This window comes from Vibrio sp. THAF190c (assembly GCF_009363355.1).
Taxonomy (GTDB): Bacteria; Pseudomonadota; Gammaproteobacteria; order Enterobacterales; family Vibrionaceae; genus Vibrio; species Vibrio fortis_A.
In genome coordinates this window covers 1470916-1489917 of the sequence record NZ_CP045339.1, presented here as the reverse complement: position 1 = coordinate 1489917, position 19002 = coordinate 1470916, and the positions used below count along the sequence as shown (strand labels likewise).

Genomic DNA, 19002 nt, shown 5'->3' with positions numbered 1-19002 from the left:
TATGACGCAGAGGTTTATTCATTATTGCTCTCCTGCTCTACATCGATTTTTGGCTCTCTTAGCTGGATCTGAAACTTCGCTTTTAGGAAGTACTTCGGATCCGCCTCGACTCTTTTCAACCATTTATCAGCCAACTCTTGGCTACCAAGTATTTCGTTGGCGTTCAGGGTCTCTTTGAGCATCAGTTCTGCAACCGTCTCTTCTTCTGCACCATCACCGGTCCTTGGTTTATCTTCATCAAGTTCAAATGACTCTTCAGGACCATCGGTCGTGCCTGCTTGGCTTTCACTCATGCGATTCACCTCTTCAACAATACCGTTGAATACCGCAAGGTTGTGCTCAACCTTTTCGGAAAGCTCGTTATCAAGATCTGGTTTCTCCAAAAGTGATTTCAATAAATCACGAGCGGCTAAGTATTCTCTCTGACGCGCTAGCGCTGTCGCTGAGTAATAGACACCTAAATCGGTCTTGGTTTGTAAGAAGGCGCTATGAGCAAGCTTGAACTCACGGGCATAGTAATAAGCGACACCTTTTCGCATTGGATCTTGGAAATGCTTCGCCGCCTCAAGGTAATCTTGCTGGTTAAGTAGACGTTGTCCTTGCTGATCGGGAGTTAACCATAAATCCCACCACCACTGAGAGGCTTTGTCCCAAGCTGTGACTTCTTCAATTTGAACTGGCTTTTCCGCCGTTAACTTAACAGGTTCAGCCATCGTCGGGTTAGAGTACAAAGAGCCTGTCATAAATATACCAACCACACACCATTGCACTAACCAACCCTTTCGGAACCATAACAACATGATGAGAGCGATAGGCAACAATAACCCATAGCCCATGTCTTTCCACGGCATGGCTGATTCACCATTGAGCTGCATGTTGCGTTCAACCGCACGGTTTAATGCTTGAATGTCTGCGTCATCGACCGTGACTTCGACAACTCGCCCTCCCGTCGCACTTGCTAGCTCATTCAATGCGCTCATGTCCACTGGGTTGTCACTCACAATGTCGCGGTTTCCTGCCGCCAGAATCAACAGTTGATAAGGTTTGTCGTTAAAAAACGTTTCGTAAGCTTTAATCGTTGCTGGATTGACCCCATCAGTTACCAGCAAGACTGTAGAACCTGGTTCACGGTTTAATTGTTGATCAATAAGAGGCAAAGCCGTTTCGGCAATTTTTCCTGCGACTGGCATAATCTCAGGCGTAATCGCGGCCAAGAAGGGCTCGAATACTTTACTATCTTGTGTCACTGGCATCGCAACATGTGCACTGCCCGAGTAAACAACTAACCCAGTATTACCGCCATTACGCGCGGCCAGTAAATCACGAATCTTCTGCTTTGAACGCTCCAAACGACTAGGAGGCAGGTCTTTGAGAAGCATGGTCTCGCTGTTATCTAACACAACCAACATAGAGGCTTTATCTTCACCAAAAGGCGAAGCCTCTCTTTGCCATGTTGGACCTGCACAAATCAATATCGCGATGGCGACGATCACCATTAATAGCTTCAGTGGTAACTGTTTACGCCAGCCTCGTTCTCCGATGGTGAGAGCGTTACGCAGATGCTCAGGCAGCACATCTTTCCAACTAGGTTTTGTCTCTTCACGCCAACGCAGCCAAAGCAAGAAGAACATTGGAATGAAGGCGAGCAGCCACAATGGGCGAATAAAATGAAATTGAGTAAACACTTGCTGCAAAACGAGAGAATCAAGCATTCTGTTCTCCTTGTTTCTGCTCCTGAACCAAAGGTTGTTTCGCTTTTCTTAAGAGACTTCGACGACTAATAGTCGCAGCGCTGAAGGCGGTCAAATACATAACAACCACGATCGCCATTAGGTGATGATGAATCGTCTGTTTCGGACGATAAGTCGTGCTCTCATAGAGCTGAGGTTCTAGTTCACCGATTTCCGCATAAGCCTTTTGTAGTTCGTCTCGATTCAACGCTTCAAATGCGCTTCCTCCCGAATCCTCGGCGATACGACGAATGGTTTCCATATCTAGTGCCACTTCACCAACGGTTTGTGGGTCGCCCATTGCGATGACATGGATACGCACACCTTTAGCTTTAGCCACTTTAGCGGCATCAATCGGCTCAACGAAACTGCCAGTGTCATTGCCATCCGTCAGCACGATCACCACTTTTTCTCTCTCCTGATCAGACATTTGGTCACTCAAAGCATCGCGTTGATTGTGGCTCTGTTCGAAAACTTTAATTGAAAGGCCAATCGCATCGCCCAAATGGGTACTCTGCCCTGCCATAGCAACATCCGTCTGGTTAAGCAGTTCTAGCCACACACTTTGGTCTGCAGTAAATGGCGTTTGAACGAACGCAGCATCACCAAACAAGATCAATCCTAGGCGGTCGCCTTCTCGCGTTTTCGCAAAGTCGGATAGCACCTCTTTGGTTGCATCAAGACGCGAGATTCTTTCTCCGGCTTTCGAGGTAAAGTCCTCCTCCGCCATAGAGCCAGATAGATCGACAACCACCATAACGTCACGACCGAACTGTTCGCGAGTTTGCGGCTCTCCAAGAATGGTCGGTTTCGCCAACGCGCAAACGACCAAGATCCAGGTAACAATTAGGGTTACTCGCTGCCACCAACTAGGTGTTAACTGACTAGCGCCCTCAGACGGTGTCTCACCAATGGCATCAACTAGGTCTCGAAAGAACGGGACTTTAATCGCCATCTGCTTTGTTCGATAAGCAGGAACAGCAAAGTAGACAAGAAACGGTAGTGGAAGTATCACTAACCAAAATGGATGTTCAAATTCAAAGCTAGGCGAAATTAGATCAAGCACGTGGCGTCTCCTGAGGTTTCTCGGAACCTCTGTATTGGTGCACTTTCACCCATGTGGTCGCCTTCTCTATAATTTCCACACGTTGCTCAAATGTCAGATAAATGCTCGGATTAATTAAGCTATCTATCCAGATTTTAGAAGCGCTGTCCTGAAAAATAGTGGATGCTTTCTTCGGCAAGTAGCCATCAAGCGTAACCAATGCACCTTCACCATGAATACTCGCATTACGAGCATTCAGATATCGAAGGACCGATTTCAACACTTCAAAAGCACGCTTAGCTGAGCCTTTATCCGAAGGATCTAACTGGCCAAGCACGTCTAATGCTTCTTGACGATAGCGGTTATACCAACGATAACAAGCGTAGCGATAAGTAGCGTATGCAAGCGCCATGATTAGTGCGACACCTAAAACTTTCCAACCCATCGTTTGAGGTAACCAACTGACGCTGTCAGGTACCGCGACATCTTGAATATCACGCAGTATATAAGTACTAGGTGGGGTATGTTCGACTGACATTAGCGACCTCCCACTAGCTTTTGGAATTGCGACACGTGTTGCCCCGAGGTATCTACTTCGATATACGGCAGATGCTTAATCGCCATTAACTTAGCTAACGACTGCTTCTGAAGCGCTGCTTTTTGTGCCAAGCTTTCGCTGGCCGCCGTCACTTTACTCTGGCTGTCGAGGTTGAGTTGGTATCGACCATCACCCACCACCCACTTTGCGTCTGCAAGTGTATGTGGCAGAGCTTGTTCAAGTGGGTCACTAACCATAATTGCTAGAACGTCATTGTGCTGTTGAAGCTGTTGCAAACGATCAAGATGATGCTCTTCACAGTCACGCCAATCACTAATGAAAATAAGCGTAGATTGCTTAAGCCCCATGCGTTTAATTCGCTCAATCCAACGACTGAACGTCACATCGCTATTATCATGTGAAGCCACATCTAGACTCTGGTTAGCCTTAACCAGATGCTTTAATTGGGAAAGCAGATCATTTTGGGAACGTTGCGCCTTACTGTGAAATAGCGCTTGATGTGATGCGATCAGGTAGCCAACGCGGTCACCGTCTTTAAGCACTCGCCAACCACAGATTGCCGCAAGCTCCGCAGCAACCACGGACTTCATAACGGATTGAGAAGCAAAAAACATTGAACTGCGTTGGTCGACACAAATCATAACATTACGGTCTTTCTCTTCGGTATAGCTACGCACATGTGGCTTACCGGTACGCATCGTTACTTTCCAATCCAGATTTCGAATGTCGTCGCCTAATTGGTAATGCCTTAACTCTTCAAAGTTAAGACCGCGACCACGAAACAAGGAGTTATGACGACCAGACAGCACACTGCCTGCCTTCAAGTGTGGCAATAAGGTAAACGACTCGGCTTGAGCCTGTAACCGAACGAGCTTTGCATAATCGCAGTACAGCCTAGGATCTAGCCCTTGTGACTGTGGCGCTTGAGTTGGCTTAGCCATAACGCCTCCCGTTTAACCAATCTCTACTGCGTCAAGCAACTCTTCGATCACTCGTTGGTGGTCAACACCATCGGCCAACGCATCATAAGAGAGAGAAAAACGATGCCCTAACACAGTTGGAACCATAGCTCGCACATCATCAATTGTGACGTGGTCACGCCCTTGTAGCCATGCATAGGCTCTTGCGCATTTATCAAGAGCAATTGAAGCCCGCGGACTTGCTCCAATCTCTAACCATTTTGGTAGATTCGACTCGCTGTAACGTTCAGGCTTTCGCGTCGCCATAACGAGAGCAACGATATAATCTTCAACAAGTTCAGAGACAGCGATATCTGGTAATTGACGGCGCGCTTCTATGACAAGTTCAGGTTCAATATGCTGGGGCGTAATCAATTCTGAACTGGTTTCACTCCCTAGCTCTTCACTTCTTACTAATCGAATGATGTCACGCTCAGCAGCATCTTCTGGGTAATCAACCGTGACTTTCATAATGAAACGGTCCATTTGCGCTTCGGGTAGCGGGTATGTGCCTTCTTGCTCTACTGGGTTTTGGGTTGCTAACACCATGAACAATTCAGGCAATACATGAGTTTGACCACCAACGGTAATCGTACCCTCTGCCATCGCTTCAAGTAACGCCGCTTGTACTTTCGCCGGCGCACGGTTCACTTCGTCTGCCAAAACGATGCTATTAAAGATAGGACCGGCTTGGAAATGTAATTGAGGTTTACCTTCGACCTCTTGGTAGACCTCTGTACCTGTCACATCCGAAGGCAGGAGATCAGGTGTAAATTGAATACGACCAAAGCTCGCGTTAAGTAAATTCGAGAGTGACTTCACTGAACGTGTTTTTGCTGTTCCTGGTAAACCCTCCAACAGAACATGTCCATTGGTGAGTAGACCAATGACCAGAGCTCTAACTACGTGGCTCTGGCCGATAACACTTTTTTCAGTTTGTTCTATGAGTCGATTTATCGCTTGCTGTGCGTGGTTCATAGGTCATCCTTATCAATTCGATATGCTGTGTACATCCTACTCACAAGCGCTATAACTATTGGTTATAAAGGCAATAGCTACTTTTCTCACAATGGTCGTTCTTTCTTATTCCATTAGAAGGCTATCATTTGATCATTCTTTTCAGTTGATTAACGGCGTCTGGCGGTGCGATTTTCTCTAGCTGCTGAACACAACGATTGAACGCTGGTTTCACTCCCGATTTCGCCGAGTTACGTGCCAGAATTTCACATTGTGCATAGAGGTGCTGTGGATTACGACTCGCTGTGTAAGCACGCTGTAACGCTCTGGCACTCGCGAGCACATCAACCTGCTCTAATGATAGACCATAGACATACCAGTACTGCGGATTGGTGTCGGCCATTTCCGCCGCTTGCTTAAGGTATGCTCTCGCCTGAACGTAGTCCTTTCCTCTTAGTGCAGCTAACCCAGCGCTATAAGGCAATACACTCGATTTTGGCTGTGCTTCAATACCTTGCTTCAGCGTCGCCATCGCTTTAGTTTCATCCCCCATAGCACGATAAAGATCCGCTAAGTTGGCGTAGCTGTTCTCAAAATAAGGCTCTATTTTTATTGCTCCTTGGTAGTATTCAATCGCCTTATCGTGCTGGCCAAGATCTCGATAAACATTACCCAAGTTAGTGCGTCCAAAACCTCTATCCGCATTAAATTCTTGTATCTCTATGTACTCAGCCAAAGCGGGTTTAATGATGTCTTTTTGCAGCGGGTTCATTTCTCGCCAATAACGAACTAAAGCACCTGCAGCTTCACTTCGTACCGAGAGTACTGAATCAGTCAATAATGGTTCAAGTATCTGCCAACGGTCACTGAACTCATAACCTGAAGAGCCCGCAACAGCGCCCAATCGAATCATCTCGTTGTCATGCTTAATCGCTCTTGCTAATGAAATCAGCGTATTTTGCCCCGTATTGCCAGCCATACGCTCAAGGCTCGAAGCGCGAATGATGTTACTTAGGCTGGAGTCTTGCGATGAATACGCTAGAGCATCCACTGCACCTCGATGCCCTATCGCATCGGCATAAAAAGCCACGGCAAAATGTTGTTGGTTACGATACTTGGACTCTGGGAACCATTTACCGATCTGAGCATCTGCCCATTGGTCGGTTTTATCTTCGTGACAGCTTGTACACACGTTCGGAGTATCAATATGCTGGCTGATATCAGGGCGCGGTACATGCCAACTATGGTCGCGTCGTGGGTCAACCTGCATGTAGGTTGTTTCTGGCATATGACAGGTCGTACATTTCGACGCCTCAGTACCGGCTTGATGGAAAGTATGTTTTTCAGGGGTGTACTCGGAGGCAATATGGCACTGGCTACATACTGCTTCTTCGGCGATCTTTAATTGAGCTGTATGAGGGTCATGACAGTTGGTACAAGTCACGCCTTTCTCAGCCATTGCCGATTGTAAGAACGAGCCATAAACGTAGTCTTCATCGTAAATTTGGCCATCATGGTAGTAGAGTTCAGGTGAGATCAGGCTTAATCGGTATTTATCAAAGAAAGAGCCCTTAACATGGTCTCCCGTTTCATTGAGTTGTGTGCGACGGCTGTGGCACTGCGCGCAGGTCTGCACTTGATTGGTATGAATAATGTCTTTCGGTTGAAGTGTCGTATTCCCTTCTTGATATACCCACTCTTTTACAGCTTTAGATAAATCCCGGTCAAAACCGTAATGACTGGCAGCATCAAAAGAAACACCGATTGATTGCGCTTCCCCACTTTCTGATTTGTTCGCCATGTCAATATGATCACTTGCAGGACCATGACAAGCCTCACATCCGACATTGATTTCTGACCAAGTGGTTTGGTAACGATTCTGTTCTGCGTCGTAGTTTTTCTGTAGGTTGGTTGAGTGGCAATCGGCACACATAAAGTTCCAATTCTGGCCGCTGTTAGTCCAGTAAAACTCATCGGTATTAGTGGTATCAGGGTAAAGATGGAACCAGCGTTGCCCCCCAGCTTCACTAGTTCGGGAATCCCAAGCGAAAGGGATCAACTGCACTCGACCATCATCAAACTCCACCATGTATTGCTGAAGTGGCTCGAAAGCGAAGGTGTAGCTGATTTTATAATCATGAAACTGACCATCATGCCCTTCGATATTGACCCAGTATTCCTTCCCCTTTTGAAAAAAACGATTTTCTTTTCCCTCATGCATGACACGAACATCATCAAAGTCGCCCAAAACAGACGTTTTATCTGCATGTTTCATTGCCATGTCGTGATGTGAACCTTGCCAAGCTTCAACTTGACCTGCATGGCAATCAATACAAGCTTCAGACCCAACATAGTTCGCTGGTTGTGCGGATACATAACTACTCAAACTAAGCAATAACCCAACGGTAACAGTTTGACAAGCGCGCTTGACGCCACTGACCATTGATAACAACATCGCAGACATAACATTCCTTGTTTAATCTCGCCTATGCTTAATAAGGTAGACGAAAAAATAAAGTTAATACAATTATTTAGTTCGCAACGTATGAAATATTGTGACTTGAGTGAAAACGAAAAAAAGAGCCCCTAAGAGCTCTTTTTCGGTTCACTAATACCAAACTATTTGTTGTGGCTTTCCTGAAGTTTTTCCATTACCTGATCCAAGCTGAAGCTCGCTGCTTTTTGTCTCGGTGGATACTCAGCAAAAGTTTCCAAGAACTTACCGACGTATGCCTGCGCAGGAACAAACATGTATGCGTGATCTAACAACCAGTCATAGTAGGTGTTCGAAGTGATATCTGCGTTTTCATATGGGTCCATACGAAGGTTGAACAGTTTAGGTAGACGCAATGTCACAAACGGTTCTGCCCAAATTTGCATCGTACCTGTCGCTCGCTGCTCCATGAACACCGCTTTCCAGTTGTTGTAACGAAGCGCGGCTAAATCACCATCATCAGTGAAGTAGAAGATCTCTGCACGACGTCCTTTATCCTCTTCACCGGTTAGGTAAGGTAAGAAGTTGTAACCATCAAGGTGAACTTTGAACGTTTTATCGCCCGCAGTATGTCCTTTAAGTAGCTTCTCTTTAATTTGGTCATCACCTGCAGCAGCTAGGAATGTGGGCATCCAGTCCATATGATGCATAATTTCGTTAGAGATGGTTCCCGGCTCAATCTTACCTGGCCATCGAACCATAGCTGGTACTCGATATGCACCTTCCCAATTGGTGTTTTTCTCACCACGGAACGGTGTTGTACCCGCATCAGGCCACGAATTCATGTGAGGGCCATTGTCTGTCGAATAGAATACGATGGTGTTGTCTTTAATGCCTAAGTCATCTACTTGTTTCAGTAGTTGGCCTACATGTCTGTCATGCTCAACCATACCGTCGGCATAATTACTAATACCAGTCACGCCTTTGCTGTCTGGCTGTACGTGCGTTCTAAAGTGCATGCGAGTCGCATTCCACCAAACAAAGAAAGGTTTATCAGCTTTGACAGCGCGATCCATAAAGTCGAGTGCCGCATCTAACGTTTCTTCATCAACAGTTTCCATACGCTTACGCGTCAACGGACCGGTATCTTCAATTTTTCCATCTGCGAAGGACTTAATTACACCACGAGGGCCGAATTTCTTACGAAACTCTGGGTCTTTTGGGTAGTCTTCATTTTCTGGTTCTTCTTCAGCATTCAGGTGGTAAAGGTTGCCAAAAAATTCGTCAAACCCGTGTGCCGTAGGAAGAAATTCATCTTTATCACCGAGGTGGTTTTTACCAAATTGACCAGTCATGTAGCCCATTGGTTTGAGTAGCTCTGCAATGGTTGCGTCTTCAGCTTGCAAACCGATGTCCGCCCCCGGTAGACCTACTTTACTCAAACCTGTTCGGAGAACACTTTGTCCGGTAATAAAGGTAGAGCGGCCAGCCGTACAAGACTGCTCTGCGTAATAATCGGTAAACATCATACCTTCTTTGGCGATGCTATCGATGTTAGGAGTTTGGTACCCCATTAAGCCAAAAGTGTAAGCACTGACATTGGATTGACCAATATCATCACCCCAAATAACCAAAATGTTGGGCTTTTCAGCCGCCATCGTTGATGTTGCAACTAGCATTGCGGAACCCAATATCGCTAGCCGACGTTTGACACCATATTTTGCTGTCATAGAAACCTCTTCTTTAGTTGTTTGCGTCCTGCCCTTCAACATATAGTTCAAGATTTAAACAATAGCGAGATTGGGTAAGCTATTAATTAATTTGTCATTTCTTATCCGACACCACCGTTAAAAAACTTGCCTTTGTACGTTCTACTTCATGATAGAGATCACACAACCTGTGTAAGCCAACTTAAAACAAAGACAACATAACCCATTAAAATCAGAAACTTAGACAAGCCACATAACGAATGGTTATAACTACTATAAAAGGACAGAACCGATTTTTGAGATTAATGTTTGCTCATCGATGTGTTGACTTAACGCATTATTTTTAAAAGTAAATCGGAGTCCTTATGGGTACTAAAATTAATAAACTAGCATTAGGTGTTGGCTTATTAGCAGCTTCTTCAGCAGTGACCGCTGCAGAGAAGCCTAACATTCTTGCGATCTGGGGTGATGACATTGGTGTATTTAACATCAGTGCATACAACAACGGCATGATGGGTTACGAAACACCAAACATTGACCGTATCGCTAATGAAGGTGCACTGTTTACTGACCACTACGGTCAGCAATCGTGTACTGCGGGTCGTGCTGCATTCTTAACAGGTCAAGAACCGTTCCGTACAGGTCTGCTTACTATCGGTATGCCAGGTTCTGACCACGGTATTCCAGACTGGGCTCCAACGATTGCAGACTTACTGAAAGAACAAGGCTACATGACAGCTCAGTTCGGTAAGAACCACATGGGTGACCAAGACAAGCACTTACCTACTAACCACGGTTTTGACCAGTTCTTCGGTAACCTATACCACCTGAATGCAGAAGAAGAGCCAGAGACATACTACTACCCTAAAGATCCTGAGTTCCGTAAGAACTTCGGCCCTCGTGGTGTTATCAAGTCTACGGCTGACGGTAAGATCGAAGACACAGGCCCAATGACGCGTAAGCGTATGGAGCATGCGGATGAAGAGTTTCTAGAAGAATCTCTAGCATTTATGGAAAAAGCTGTGAAAGCTGACAAGCCATTCTTCATTTGGCACAACACCACACGTATGCACGTTTGGACGCGTCTACAAGAGAAGTACCAAGGTAAATCAGGTATCAGTATCTACGCTGACGGTATGTTAGAGCACGATGACCACGTTGGTGTGCTTCTAGACAAGCTAGACGAACTGAAAATCGCAGACAACACCATTGTTATCTACTCAACAGATAACGGTGCAGAAACAGTATCTTGGCCTGACGGCGGCGCAACTTACTTCCACGGTGAGAAAGGCACAACTTACGAAGGCGGTATGCGTGTACCACAACTTGTTCGCTGGCCTGGTGTGATTGAACCGGGTACTAAGATCAACGACATCATGGCGCATCAAGACTGGATCCCAACGCTTCTAGCAGCAGCTGGTGATGATAAAGTTGTAGAGAAATTGGCGTCTGACGACGGTGCTCGTTACAACGGTAAGAACTGGCGCGTTCACCTAGACGGCTACAACTTCCTGCCTTACTTCGAAGGTAAAGAAGAGCAAGGCCCACGTGACAGCCTACTGTACTTCTCTGCAAACGGTGAGCTTAACGCTGTTCGCTGGAACGACTTTAAGATCTCATTCGCGGTAATGGACGGTAACATCACAGATGCAGTGCGTTTCCAACCAAACTGGCCTCAAGTAGTACACCTACGTGCTGACCCGTTCGAAAAAGCACCTCACGAGTCTGGTATGTACCTACGTTGGATGGCAGACAACATGTGGCTATTCGTACCAGTAGGCGGACAAGTTCAAGAGTTCATGGCTACTCTTCCTGACTACCCAATGCAGCAGAGCCAAGTATTGAACCCAGGCAACTTCAACCAAGCTGCGTACTCGCTACAAGGTCGATTACAACAGCTAGAAGCTGCGGCGAAGCAAGCACAATAAGCTTTACTCTCAAAGTAGAGTGAACAGCAATAAAACCGTGAGGACTCTGTTCTCGCGGTTTTTTGCATTCTTGGATTAGAAACACAGTCTGAATCGCTGAGAGAATCACCCAGCTTGCAAGCATTACGATATGAAACTAAATTTATAAGAATTTAACAAGGCTTGTACGTTGAGATTATTTGATGAGATCATTTAAAAGCCGAGCGAATTAAGCGAAACCACTTACTCAGCTGATTTACCCAACAACGACGCCGTGTTATTTATCGTTCATTAGATGGAACTAATGTTATGAAAATACCGTATCTCGTTGGACTCGGCGTTATTGTTACTATGTCGATCGTCGTTCTTGTCTACGACGCACTCATTCGACCTAACCATACGAGCGCTATTTCTCACGATGGACATCAGCACAATGAGCATCATCTAGAAAAAACTCAACTAACAATTAAAGACGATCACTCATCTTCCAATATTGAGCACAATAATGCTCTCTCACAACATAGAATCACTCCTATACCAACGAATCTTATCGTGAACCAACCGCTTGCCAAGGTGGGCTGGATGCTTTTTAAAGATCGCAACTTATCTTCAAACCGCAGTATTAGTTGTGAAAGTTGTCACCACCTTCAAACCAACGGTGCTGAGGTGATCCCCATTTCAATTGGTGTAAACGGGGCTGGGATGCGTAACTCTCTAACGGTGTTTAACACCGCATACAACTATCGATTCTTCTGGGATGGCCGTGTTAACACGTTGAGCTCTCAAATTGATGGTCCAGTGCATAACACAGCAGAAATGGACTCTAACTGGGCCCTCATTACAAACTACGTGTCTCAATCTGAGCAATATGAGTTGCTGTTCTCTGAACTGGGTTTAGAGATCAATGAACAGTCTATCAAATTAAGTTTGGTTGAGTTCATGAACGCCCTCACAACGCCTAACTCCCCTTTCGACAGATACCTAAAAGGCGATGAAAATGCGATTGGTGAAAGCGCAAAGCAAGGTTGGCAGACCTTTCAGGACGAGGGCTGTATTCGTTGTCATCAAGGCACTAACATCGGCGGCGGAATGGTGATGCGATTTGGTTACTTTGGATTGACCAAAACAGGGCAAGAGCGAAGCCACGACCAAGGCCGATATATGTTTACTGGTAAAGAGATTGATAGGCACCTATTTCGAGTTGCGAGCTTACGAAACGTCGCTATCACAGCTCCCTACTTCCATGATGGTCAAACCGATTCACTCGAAGAAGCGATTAAAATCATGGGGGAAAGCCAGCTTGGAAAAACATTTGAAGATGAAACCATAGCGCAATTAAAAAGCTTCTTAGAAACCCTAACCGGACAACGCCCTCACATTTTAGAGGTGTTCGAAAATGAATAAATTCAAACTACTCTCGCTTTTCTTTGCGTCTATGTTTGTAGGCCTAATCGGTTACATCACTTTAGCGTACTCTGAATACGGAAAAGTCATCAATTATGGGGAGGCTACCCGCGAGCTCGGCCATAAAGTACTAGCAAAAAGAGACATCATCGCTGGCAGTATGATAAATGGGATTTCCGATCCTTATGAAATCTCTGCGAGCCTAGTGCAGTTAGAAAAGGATCTGCAGCAACTTCACCAAACATACACTAACACGGAGATACACTCATTCTTATTTAAAGAGCTGGAGACCCAGGCTTTACTGGACAGCTTCTACTTTCGTTCGATAGAAACCGTCGACCACCTCGACCATATTGTTGGCCATACAGTGGTCCGCCAGTTCATTCTTCAATCTCTTACTGATTTGCTGGTTGGCTCCTCAACAAGCGATTCACAAAGCCAAACCTACGGTACATTACTCTCGAACATCTCTGTTTTGGAGCAATCTCTTAATGACGATTCTAGTTATATAAACCAACAAGCATTGGAATCTACGACTTCCCCATTAATAACCGACGAAACACTAAGGCTTGCAATAACGTTTAGAGAGATTGAGCAACAACATAGGCAGTTAATTTCAAAGGCATTGTCTCCTGAGCATATTACCTATCTCGACCAGATCGAACATGGCTTTATCGACTTACAAGATTACCTTAATCGACTCATTGCCAGCATCACAACAGCACTTGTTATACTGCTCTTCGCACTCTGCATTACGATCGCGATATGGCGCTACTATGAGCTGAAAACGAACGCGGTCGCTTATCAAATAGCGGCAGACAACGCAGAGAAAGCCAACAATGCCAAATCCCTATTCCTCGCAACCATGAGTCATGAGTTACGCACTCCGATGAATGGTGTATTAGGCATCGCGCAAATCATTCGTGAAGATTCGAAAGAACAAAACACCCGTAAACAGGCGCAAGTCATCATCGACTCTGGTCAACACCTGGTCACCATTTTGAACGACATTCTCGACTTCTCTAAAGTAGAGCAAGGCAAAATGGAGCTTGAAAGCAGCCCATTCTCAATTCCCGATCTCACCGTTCACTTAGACAAAACACTTACCTCTCTCGCGGAAGACAAAGGCATTAAACTCATCATCAAAAACAACGTGCCGCAAAACATCCAATTGGTTGGAGACCAAGCGAGAACTCGGCAGATACTGTTTAACTTGGCAGGTAATTCGGTTAAGTTTACCGAAAAAGGCCAAGTTGAACTCGAATTCAATATACAAGATACATCACCAGCAACGGTCCAAATGCGAGTTACAGATACCGGTATTGGTATTGCTGAAGATAAGATAGAAGGAATCTTCAGTGCTTTTGAGCAAGCTGAACTCTCAACAACTCGTAAATTTGGTGGGACGGGACTTGGGCTATCTATTGTGAAACAGTTGGTCGAGCTGATGGGTGGAAGTATTTCAGTATCTAGCCAACTCAACGTCGGAACGCAGTTTGTCGTCAGTATTCCATTTGAGCTCAAACAGGTAGAACAACAAACTGAACAAAAAGTCGTTGAGTCACATGATATTGTTCTCAGCAACTTCACTGTATTGCTTGTTGAAGACAATAAAATTAACGCGATGGTGATCAAGAAGTTCTGTGAGTCACTCGACCTGAAGGTAGACAATGCCTACGATGGACTACAAGCCCTAGACAAGCTAAAGAAGCAATCATATGACCTGATTATCATGGACAATCATATGCCTCACATGAGTGGCATAGAAGCCATTCGTAACATTAGGCAAGAGCTCAAACTAAAGACTGCCATTTTTGCTTGCACTGCCGATGTATTTAAAGAAGCTCATGATGAGTTTATTGAGTGTGGCGCTAACTTTGTACTGACTAAACCTCTCCAGAAAAACAGCCTACAAAACGCAATCGAGCAATTTGAACAACTATTTCAAGATAATCGATATATCCGCACACTAGATTGTGACACTGGAGTTCCCTGCAACGTCACTCGGTTAACACGCTATCCAACAGACAAGCTGCCGATGACTGAAGAAGAACTTTCTACCAGTAATCTGCTATCTCCTGAACATCTTTCTCATCAAGAGAAAATTGAATATTTGCAATCACTGAAAGCTGAATTTGACGTTCAGATTGATGCACTTATCGAAGTGTTTACGCATTCCCAACCCGATGAAATTTGCCCCATCATTCAGACGATCAAAGAGGTTTCATTACGGTTCGATATGTCCGAAATCTTAATGCTTATTGAAGATGTGGAACTTGATTTGAATGACGAGAAAATGCCCCCGGCAGAGCTGTTGCAACAGATAATCAACCGTTTAACGGTTAATAGTCACCAAGCAAAACGACTCATCGATAAGTACCAACAACAATTAAAAACGGGTTAACTCTAAGCCAGAGTTGTATTGATGTTTTATGAATATCGATATGTTCTTGGACAGTAAGAAAACTCATAAATAACAAAGAGGTAGACTAAATTTCGGAAATGATGAGAGAGCAGCATCACAAATTGACAATTATATCATTTGTACTATTTTTAAAGCTCATGCAGAGGCTAATCCTCAGCGCAAATTGTACTTCAGACTTAAGGACACAAGATGAAATACATAATTATTGCTCTCTTTGCACTTGCACCTGCCATGACGTTCGCTTCTTCCTTAGCGACGCCGTATGTCCCTTGTTACGTCGATGGTGACTTCGTGGGTAACATGGAGATCCCGATTTGTAAGAAGGACAACGGTTACTTCTATTTAGAATAATCGTTAAAATGAGTGACTAGCTGTTTGGTCACTCATCACTGTTTGTTTCAGTTACGTTAAGATTCCGCAAAATATCCTTAATTTCATAGACATCGCTTGAACTCGACGCGCGTGCGTGAGATTGTAATTCCTTCTTTCCAAACAACTTGCCCGATTATGAAAACGACACAAAAGATTGCCTTAATCACTGCATTGGTAGCGGCACCTTTCGCTTCTGCAGACGTTGAAATCAAAGTCCCTTCAAGTGTGGACATCTTAGCGGTTAACGAAAGTAAACCAGACCTAGATGGCGGACTTTTCTCATCTCATAAAACCATGACACTGCCAGATGGTCAGAACCAAATTGTATTCCAATATCAGGTAGCCTTTGATCAAGGTAACGACCGTGAATTCATCGACAGTGACACCATCATCGCGACATTTGATGCGAGTAACACTACACTGACATTCAACATGCCTAAGTACCGCAATATCAGTGCGGCAAAAGAAGGTATGAAAGATCTTCAATGGAGCCTTGTTGACTCAGACCAGAAAACAGTTGAGACCAAAGAAGACACATTAGTGAAAAAAGGCATGCAGATTGGGCGAAACTACCCAACAGAAGCAGCGAACTACAATAAACAAGGTGGTGTCGCAGCATTAGCTAGCGCAACTGCTTCAGCAGCAACGATTAATGCGGCAGCGGCAAATACCCCAGTTCAGCCTGTAACACTGCCAGCGAATGTAAAAGCGTCGGACAATACTGCAGAAGAGATGCTGTATTTCTGGTATGAAAAAGCCGATGACGCGACGAAGCAACGCTTCAAAGAGTTTGTGAATAAGTAGCCATTACGAGTGTGAGATACTCAAAAGTGCACTAAGCCAAGGTTCACAATAGAAAAGGTTTAAAATAAAAAAAGCTGGTTTGATACCAGCTTTTCTCATTTCTACACATCTCTAGCTTCGCCATCAATTCTGGTTGGCCACCCCAATCGTTCGTACTCTAACGCAAGCATGTAAGCGCAACGTTGTGACACCGTCGCCTTTATCCATACACCGATACCACAAATTTTGTATTCCAATACTGACATCTTCATTTAAGCTTCCTATTACTCATCACTGATTTATAATTTCCTGTATTCAGCTCTAAAGTTATAGAAAATCTGATGGCTAGTATGTTCCCAAAAGAACATAAAACAGCATTTACTGATATAAAAATTAATTATGTGTTATTCGCCGGATAATTGTGGCACTAACCTGTCAGAGGGGTCTCTCAACATCAGGTTCATCGGTGAAATGCAATGATAAAGAACATCGAAATCAGAGATCACCACCCTGCCTCGATGCGTCTTAATTCCTTTCTTTTTCTCTAGGTTTTTTAAGACTTCATTCAAGCGTGGGCGAGAGATTCCAGTAATCGAACTCAGCTGGCTTTGGGAAACATCAATTCTTGCCACATCATTGACGTCCGTGGTTTGTCTTGCCGCAAGTTCTAACAGCACATAAACGGTTTTCTGTTCCTTTTCATGAATCGAGGTCAAGTACGCTTGCATCCACACCGAGTAGCTTTGCGTCGCACAATGTAGCAACCACTTGTAGACTTCAGGCACTTTTTCCGCCAAATCACGAACCTTTTTTCGAGGAAAGAAGACCATAGAGAGAGGATTGACTTCCTCAGCAACCGCGAACAGTTGGTATTCCTTGTAAACAGCTAATGCCCCTATCCAATCCCCTCTACCAATTACCCCACCAGACATGTGATGCATATTTTGTGTCGAAAAACAGAGACCAGCAGAGCCGCTTAAGATGTAATAGACCCCCGGAACATTCTGATAACGTTTCGTGATTTCTAGCGCATCAATCCCCTGCTTAAGTACAGCGATTTGCTTGAGTTTTTCAATCACAATCTTGGAGAGGTCACACGGCCATTTAATCTGGTCATAAAGGTGAGCGTCTATCATGGTAGGTTCCTGAGAAGCGGCGAAGTCAATACTACAAAAGTGCCAAAACACTAATAAAGCGCGCTACCAATCAACAGAACAAACAACAATGAAATGACCTTAGTGAAGAGTACAACCCAAACACAATCACCAACGGATGAATGAGTTGCTTTAGTCAGTAAGAAGACAAATGAGATTAAGCTCAATATGCCTCCAACACTTGGAATAAGTGCAATGATTGAGACGATAAAAGCAATCAGCGCTAAGGACTTAAAATCCGCAGATACGAAAGACATTTTCGAAGCAATGTACATACAACAAGTTGTAATGAGTACATCGACGGCAAAGGACAAGGCTTCTAAACCCATTATGATCCTTACTCAAAGGTTCCATTAAGTTAATGGTTTTGCTAACCGGAAAATTATCAAGCTGACCTGTCAGCAACAACCGTAGATTTACTGAAAATGCGTCAATTCCAGACTGAAAATATCTAGTCTAATAGCTTTTCCATCACAAAGTTATTCATGGTTTGCCCACGGACTTCGATAGTCTGTTCATTCACTACAGAAAATCCAAAGTGCTCGTAAAAAGGACGCGCCGTGATGCTTACTTCAGAAAAGACCCTTTTCAACCCCTGTTGTTTAGCCAAGTTCAATACGTGTGACATGAGTTGGCGGCCGACGCCTCGTCCTTGATATTCATGGTGGCAAAAGAAATGGTCTATCAACCCGCTCTCTTGCAAGTCTGTATACCCAACAACGACGCCTTCCAGTTCAACAACAAAGGGACGGATCTTATCCATCTTGTTTTGCCAAACCTCCATTGAAAATTCAGAAGGTGCCCACGCTTCAACCTGAGCCTGAATATAATGTTGGATGTTTACGTTTCTCACGGTATTAAAAAACAGATCCCACAAATGCGTTGCATCTTCGGGTTGATACTCTCGAATAATCATCAGAATGCCTTTTCTGAACACTTGTTTCGGTTAAATCTCTACAACATCAGGGAACTCTGATCTTGCGAACTCATGGTAAATATCAGCAAGATAAGTTCTCAACTCTTGCTCTTTAAGGTCAGATGGAATCACAACATCGTATACTCTTGCTCGCATGGAAGTATCAGACTCTTTAAATAGCAGCCATTCGTCGTCCTTGCGCTGTACCGACATTTTTTGCCCATACACATCAAATTTAATAAACATACTGTTACCTCTACTCCATCTTATTTCAGTCACATCACCTAGCGATAGAAAACAGCGAGCCAAACAGTGGCTTCATCAGCGGCCGTGCGCACAACCTTGTGCTTCTGGTGTGCTTTGATGTTGATGTAATCACCCGAGTTCAAAGTCACTTCTGAACCATCTTCAAAACCGATAACCCCTTGTCCACTCAACACCAATACCCATTCATGTTCATCTTGGTCATACCAACCCGTTTCTGGTGAACTTTGCCCTTTAGAAACGATACGTTCAATGCGAATACTCTCGGTAGAGACAATATCCTCAAATATCTCATTTGGAATGTCTTTGGGTATCTCTGAAAACAGGTTTGGCATAGTCGTTCCTTAGGTTCGAACCGTTAGATAAGCAACTGGATTATAAGCA

General features: G+C 44.6%; 18 protein-coding genes. 5 read left to right on the top strand and 13 right to left on the bottom strand.

From position 1 onward, the window contains the following. Positions 1 to 14: 14 nt before the first annotated feature. From FIV04_RS21660 to FIV04_RS21630, 7 genes are all read right to left on the bottom strand, one after another. A complete protein-coding gene (locus tag FIV04_RS21660) occupies positions 15 to 1712 on the bottom strand; it encodes a VWA domain-containing protein (RefSeq protein ID WP_152470497.1) in 1698 nt (565 codons plus the stop codon). Next, positions 1705 to 2796, bottom strand: a complete 1092-nt coding sequence (locus tag FIV04_RS21655; protein ID WP_152470496.1) for a VWA domain-containing protein — start codon at positions 2794 to 2796, stop codon at positions 1705 to 1707. The genes FIV04_RS21660 and FIV04_RS21655 overlap by 8 nt, the downstream gene beginning before the upstream one ends. Further along, entirely contained in the window at positions 2789 to 3313 is a 525-nt protein-coding gene (locus FIV04_RS21650) for a DUF4381 domain-containing protein (protein ID WP_152470495.1), read from the bottom strand. Before FIV04_RS21650 ends, FIV04_RS21655 begins: the two co-directional genes overlap by 8 nt. Then, positions 3313 to 4275 carry a DUF58 domain-containing protein gene (locus tag FIV04_RS21645; RefSeq protein WP_152470494.1) on the bottom strand — a complete coding sequence of 321 codons (963 nt, stop codon included), beginning with the start codon at positions 4273 to 4275 and terminating at the stop codon, positions 3313 to 3315. Before FIV04_RS21645 ends, FIV04_RS21650 begins: the two co-directional genes overlap by 1 nt. Before the next feature lie 12 nt (positions 4276 to 4287). Then, positions 4288 to 5271, bottom strand: a complete 984-nt coding sequence (locus tag FIV04_RS21640) for a MoxR family ATPase (RefSeq protein WP_150896324.1) — start codon at positions 5269 to 5271, stop codon at positions 4288 to 4290. A 124-nt stretch (positions 5272 to 5395) separates the two neighbouring features. Further along, positions 5396 to 7714: a tetratricopeptide repeat protein gene (locus FIV04_RS21635; protein ID WP_152470493.1), complete on the bottom strand. Its 2319-nt coding sequence runs from the start codon at positions 7712 to 7714 to the stop codon at positions 5396 to 5398. Positions 7715 to 7869: 155 nt separating this feature from the next. Continuing rightward, a complete protein-coding gene (locus FIV04_RS21630) occupies positions 7870 to 9414 on the bottom strand; it encodes an arylsulfatase (protein WP_152470492.1) in 1545 nt (514 codons plus the stop codon). Between the two features lie 344 nt (positions 9415 to 9758). Between FIV04_RS21630 and FIV04_RS21625 the strand changes: the two genes are divergently transcribed. The 5 genes from FIV04_RS21625 to FIV04_RS21610 all read left to right on the top strand — a co-directional run bounded on the left by FIV04_RS21625 (position 9759) and on the right by FIV04_RS21610 (position 16305). Further along, entirely contained in the window at positions 9759 to 11321 is a 1563-nt protein-coding gene (locus FIV04_RS21625) for an arylsulfatase (RefSeq protein WP_150869474.1), read from the top strand. Positions 11322 to 11609: 288 nt separating this feature from the next. Further along, positions 11610 to 12704, top strand: coding sequence for a cytochrome-c peroxidase (locus FIV04_RS21620; RefSeq protein WP_152470491.1), 1095 nt, complete (start codon positions 11610 to 11612; stop codon positions 12702 to 12704). Next, positions 12697 to 15108: an ATP-binding protein gene (locus FIV04_RS21615; RefSeq protein WP_152470490.1), complete on the top strand. Its 2412-nt coding sequence runs from the start codon at positions 12697 to 12699 to the stop codon at positions 15106 to 15108. The genes FIV04_RS21620 and FIV04_RS21615 overlap by 8 nt, the downstream gene beginning before the upstream one ends. A gap of 210 nt (positions 15109 to 15318) precedes the next feature. Continuing rightward, positions 15319 to 15480 carry a hypothetical protein gene (locus tag FIV04_RS27025; RefSeq protein WP_160168797.1) on the top strand — a complete coding sequence of 54 codons (162 nt, stop codon included), beginning with the start codon at positions 15319 to 15321 and terminating at the stop codon, positions 15478 to 15480. Positions 15481 to 15636: 156 nt separating this feature from the next. Further along, a complete protein-coding gene (locus FIV04_RS21610; protein WP_152470489.1) occupies positions 15637 to 16305 on the top strand; it encodes a DUF2057 family protein in 669 nt (222 codons plus the stop codon). A 101-nt stretch (positions 16306 to 16406) separates the two neighbouring features. Here the strand turns inward: FIV04_RS21610 and FIV04_RS27020 are convergent, their stop codons facing one another. From FIV04_RS27020 to FIV04_RS21585, 6 genes are all read right to left on the bottom strand, one after another. Continuing rightward, a complete protein-coding gene (locus tag FIV04_RS27020; RefSeq protein ID WP_172974302.1) occupies positions 16407 to 16556 on the bottom strand; it encodes a hypothetical protein in 150 nt (49 codons plus the stop codon). A gap of 132 nt (positions 16557 to 16688) precedes the next feature. Next, positions 16689 to 17420 carry a Crp/Fnr family transcriptional regulator gene (locus tag FIV04_RS21605; RefSeq protein ID WP_152470488.1) on the bottom strand — a complete coding sequence of 244 codons (732 nt, stop codon included), beginning with the start codon at positions 17418 to 17420 and terminating at the stop codon, positions 16689 to 16691. A 50-nt stretch (positions 17421 to 17470) separates the two neighbouring features. After that, on the bottom strand, positions 17471 to 17767 hold the full coding sequence (locus tag FIV04_RS21600; protein WP_152470487.1) for a hypothetical protein: 297 nt from the start codon (positions 17765 to 17767) through the stop codon (positions 17471 to 17473). A 122-nt stretch (positions 17768 to 17889) separates the two neighbouring features. Next, positions 17890 to 18354 (bottom strand): GNAT family N-acetyltransferase, encoded by a 465-nt coding sequence (locus FIV04_RS21595; RefSeq protein WP_152470486.1) that lies wholly within the window; start codon positions 18352 to 18354, stop codon positions 17890 to 17892. Positions 18355 to 18384: 30 nt separating this feature from the next. Further along, on the bottom strand, positions 18385 to 18600 hold the full coding sequence (locus FIV04_RS21590) for a hypothetical protein (protein WP_152470485.1): 216 nt from the start codon (positions 18598 to 18600) through the stop codon (positions 18385 to 18387). A 38-nt stretch (positions 18601 to 18638) separates the two neighbouring features. Then, on the bottom strand, positions 18639 to 18953 hold the full coding sequence (locus FIV04_RS21585) for a cupin domain-containing protein (RefSeq protein ID WP_150896317.1): 315 nt from the start codon (positions 18951 to 18953) through the stop codon (positions 18639 to 18641). Positions 18954 to 19002 lie beyond the last annotated feature (49 nt).

Coding starts and splice junctions, on each gene's coding strand:
- FIV04_RS21605 (WP_152470488.1), bottom strand. CDS start 17,420: ATGATAGACGCTCACCTTTATGACCAGATTAAATGGCCGTGTGACCTC.
- FIV04_RS21640 (WP_150896324.1), bottom strand. CDS start 5,271: ATGAACCACGCACAGCAAGCGATAAATCGACTCATAGAACAAACTGAA.
- FIV04_RS21635 (WP_152470493.1), bottom strand. CDS start 7,714: ATGTCTGCGATGTTGTTATCAATGGTCAGTGGCGTCAAGCGCGCTTGT.
- FIV04_RS21625 (WP_150869474.1), top strand. CDS start 9,759: ATGGGTACTAAAATTAATAAACTAGCATTAGGTGTTGGCTTATTAGCA.
- FIV04_RS21610 (WP_152470489.1), top strand. CDS start 15,637: ATGAAAACGACACAAAAGATTGCCTTAATCACTGCATTGGTAGCGGCA.
- FIV04_RS21630 (WP_152470492.1), bottom strand. CDS start 9,414: ATGACAGCAAAATATGGTGTCAAACGTCGGCTAGCGATATTGGGTTCC.
- FIV04_RS21595 (WP_152470486.1), bottom strand. CDS start 18,354: ATGATTATTCGAGAGTATCAACCCGAAGATGCAACGCATTTGTGGGAT.
- FIV04_RS21590 (WP_152470485.1), bottom strand. CDS start 18,600: ATGTTTATTAAATTTGATGTGTATGGGCAAAAAATGTCGGTACAGCGC.
- FIV04_RS21620 (WP_152470491.1), top strand. CDS start 11,610: ATGAAAATACCGTATCTCGTTGGACTCGGCGTTATTGTTACTATGTCG.
- FIV04_RS21585 (WP_150896317.1), bottom strand. CDS start 18,953: ATGCCAAACCTGTTTTCAGAGATACCCAAAGACATTCCAAATGAGATA.
- FIV04_RS21660 (WP_152470497.1), bottom strand. CDS start 1,712: ATGCTTGATTCTCTCGTTTTGCAGCAAGTGTTTACTCAATTTCATTTT.
- FIV04_RS21645 (WP_152470494.1), bottom strand. CDS start 4,275: ATGGCTAAGCCAACTCAAGCGCCACAGTCACAAGGGCTAGATCCTAGG.
- FIV04_RS27020 (WP_172974302.1), bottom strand. CDS start 16,556: ATGAAGATGTCAGTATTGGAATACAAAATTTGTGGTATCGGTGTATGG.
- FIV04_RS21600 (WP_152470487.1), bottom strand. CDS start 17,767: ATGGGTTTAGAAGCCTTGTCCTTTGCCGTCGATGTACTCATTACAACT.
- FIV04_RS27025 (WP_160168797.1), top strand. CDS start 15,319: ATGAAATACATAATTATTGCTCTCTTTGCACTTGCACCTGCCATGACG.
- FIV04_RS21615 (WP_152470490.1), top strand. CDS start 12,697: ATGAATAAATTCAAACTACTCTCGCTTTTCTTTGCGTCTATGTTTGTA.
- FIV04_RS21650 (WP_152470495.1), bottom strand. CDS start 3,313: ATGTCAGTCGAACATACCCCACCTAGTACTTATATACTGCGTGATATT.